3 protein-coding genes and 1 pseudogene are annotated in these 2761 nt (G+C 50.1%); all 4 read right to left on the reverse strand.

Going from position 1 to position 2761, the window contains the following annotated elements; genetic code table 11:
- Positions 1-139: 139 nt before the first annotated feature.
- Positions 140-433, reverse strand: a complete 294-nt coding sequence (locus PLA23_RS12300; protein WP_324328771.1) for a 50S ribosomal protein L21e — start codon at positions 431-433, stop codon at positions 140-142.
- Positions 420-1667 carry a tRNA pseudouridine(54/55) synthase Pus10 gene (locus PLA23_RS12305; RefSeq protein ID WP_324475371.1) on the reverse strand — a complete coding sequence of 416 codons (1248 nt, stop codon included), beginning with the start codon at positions 1665-1667 and terminating at the stop codon, positions 420-422. Before PLA23_RS12305 ends, PLA23_RS12300 begins: the two co-directional genes overlap by 14 nt.
- Entirely contained in the window at positions 1658-2242 is a 585-nt protein-coding gene (gene trmY, locus PLA23_RS12310) for a tRNA (pseudouridine(54)-N(1))-methyltransferase TrmY (protein ID WP_324330585.1), read from the reverse strand. The genes PLA23_RS12305 and trmY overlap by 10 nt, the downstream gene beginning before the upstream one ends.
- Positions 2242-2761, reverse strand: a pseudogene (locus tag PLA23_RS12315) (signal recognition particle protein Srp19); the annotation flags it as partial. The pseudogene PLA23_RS12315 and the gene trmY, both read right to left, overlap by 1 nt.

The following is a 2761-nucleotide window of genomic DNA, read 5'->3' on the forward strand; positions in this document are numbered from 1 at the left end:
CGAAGCTCATAAGACATCTCTTTGCCCTTCTCAAGTCGTGCAGCTTCCACATTGAGGAGCTCTTCTTTCAACTCGGGGAGAGTAATTGCTTTTTCCTGCAGAATTCCTTTAATTTTCATGCCAATCTTCCTCTCTGTTATCAGAACTGCTGTGCACGGAGGTGCTGGGGCCGGGAGATAACCGTTTTGAATTTGTTGCCATCACGGATCTCTACCAGCCAGGCACGGCCCCGCTGACCGACCACTGAACCGGTCTTGCCGTGGAATCTGCGGTGTGGCATTCCTTTCTGAATGCTCGGCTCACAAACGATATGAACCTTTTGTCCAATTTCAAACTTCTGAATGACCCTCGTTACCGGGAGAACACCCCGTGATCGAAGATCTTTCTTAAATTTATACCGCGTCTTTTTTCGTGGACCGTTATGAAGTGCCATGAGATTTCACCTGATCTGTCCCTTCCACATGAATTACATCAAGTTGTACTACACGTGCAGGAGTTTTCAGGACCTCTGTCAGACTAGGCGTCGTCCGTCCCTGGTCACCGGATATCAGCTCTTTAATATACAGGCCGGCTTCACCGGTGACCTCAAGTACGAAGTCTTTTCCCTCTTTTCCTGTATATCTGATATCAAGAACGCCCCGTTCACGTACCTTATCTGCTCTCCGGTGGGCTACACGAGTTGGCGTGCGCTGACGAATTATAGCCCCCGATAGTTTCTGTACTGCTGATTGAAGGGCGGTATCCGGAACGGAACCGTCTATATCGACCAGAATCCTGTATTTTTTATGCCCCTTGTGGCTCTTTAAGGTTTCCACCTCTGATCTGGCACTCCACCTCAGATCGGTAACGCCGATACGGCCCTCATTCTGGGCATTGATGGTATCTTCAAGGACTTTCAGATCTGCCTCCCGAATCCTTGGGTTCACAATCTCCAGGATAAACGGTCGTCCTGACCCAAGCATGACGGCATCAATATCCTCCCGGCCTGCGCCATGAAGCACTACCCGTTCAGCCTTAAAAACGGGAAGTAATGGTCGGCCGATGAGTTCCTCGACCGAGTCATGATACTGCTTTCCGGTCCCGTTACATGCTTCACATCCGGCGCCCTTACAGGCTCTGCAGGCCCAGTGTGTCTGGGGGATTCCCCGTTCATATTTCAGATACCGACCGTACAGAAAGAGCGGACGAATCTGGACCTTCACCGTTCCATCACTGATGTGTATGACTGCGGTCAGATCAGGGTTTTTTGTATCACCAATGAGTGATGATCGTGCGGCAACACGCTTTCCAACCTCACGGTTAATCTCCGATTTGAGTGGTTCAGGATCAGAGAGCCCGAGATCACTCCAGATCATCTCTTCTGATTCGCTCATGAGTGGAGGAACTTTTGAGCCGATGACAAAGGTCTCTCCTCCGATCCCGGTAAATGCCTCGATAACTTTGTCTGCCCAGTGATCAACAGTCTCAAAAAAGTTGCCACAGATCCAGCACTGCCCAGACTGCTCCTGATATGGCTGGTTCAGGGTCAGAGCAGCTGCAATCCGGATTCCTTTTCCTCGCATGTCATTTGAGAGACCAAAGGATCGCTTTGCAACCAGCCGGCCAAGACAATGATCACAAATATCTCCATATTCTGTTACTTTCTGGTATAATTCTGTCAGATCCATCCTGACCTCCGTCGGTCAATTTCATTCAGGATGAGAACAATTGCATGGTCTGCATGGACGATTGACGGACCAAGAGCGTATTTTGGAAGATCCCTGACAACGCTCCGTTCATCCTCAGTAAAGTTCCGGTTGTCTGAGAGGAGAAATGCATCCGGCATATCCTCCAGAGCCACCGTTCTGATATCAGTCCCGGATTCATCAAGAACGGCATAGTTTTTTTCGGTAATCAGATCTCCCAGGGTTCCTTTCCTCGTAAAAAGGCCGGGACCGGCTTTTCGATATGTTCTCCCGGCAGGAATTGCCAGTGCTTTTTTGATATAGGAAGCAATATTGCGTTCATCCGGTGACAGGCTTTTCAGATCAGATCCATCAAACCGAATGATCCGACCCGGATGGGGAGGGCCAAGAAGCAGGATATCACAGATGGTGTCCGTACGGATGCCATGCGACAAAAAAAGGGAGGATGCAATGACACGGGAGATGAGGTCCATTCGTCCGCCCATTCCGGGAAGGTCATCCAGAGGGAAGGATGCATCTGTAGAAGCGGTATGGCCGATGACGAGGAACGACGTCATCAGCCCATTTTCCCAAATTTCTTCATCAGGCGTTGCATTCCTTTCTCTCCGCCTTTCAGGCCCTTAAATGTCCGCTTCATCATCTTATAGTGCTTGATAAGTTCACGGACTTCCTCAAGCTGGGCTCCTGCCCCCTGTGCGATCCGCTGAATACGCGATCCATTCAAAACCGAGGGATCATCAAGCTCTATTGGTGTCATTGAGTCCATAATCACCCGGTACTTGTTCATTTTTGATGCGGTCACATCAAGGGCTTCGGTCGGAATGTCCATTCCGCCAAGTGGGAGCATGGAAAGGACCTGTTTTAACGGCCCCATCTTATTGACTGCCTCAAGCTGGCGGTACATATCCCGAAGCGTGAACTTGCCGGAGAGCATGGCATTGACATCGATATCCTGCTCATCGATGGACTCCTGCACCCGTTCTGCAAGGGCCTTCAGGTCTCCCATCCCAAGGAGTCGTGATATGTAACTATTTGGATCAAACCACTCCAGATCCTCAATGGTCTCTCCCTGACCA

This window comes from Methanospirillum sp. (genome assembly GCF_035406105.1).
GTDB lineage: Archaea > Halobacteriota > Methanomicrobia > Methanomicrobiales > Methanospirillaceae > Methanospirillum.

Excerpts from the sequence above, each read along its gene's own strand:
- PLA23_RS12300 (WP_324328771.1), bottom strand. The coding sequence starts at position 433 with ATGGCACTTCATAACGGTCCACGAAAAAAGACGCGGTATAAATTTAAG.
- PLA23_RS12305 (WP_324475371.1), bottom strand. The coding sequence starts at position 1,667 with ATGGATCTGACAGAATTATACCAGAAAGTAACAGAATATGGAGATATT.
- trmY (WP_324330585.1), bottom strand. The coding sequence starts at position 2,242 with ATGACGTCGTTCCTCGTCATCGGCCATACCGCTTCTACAGATGCATCC.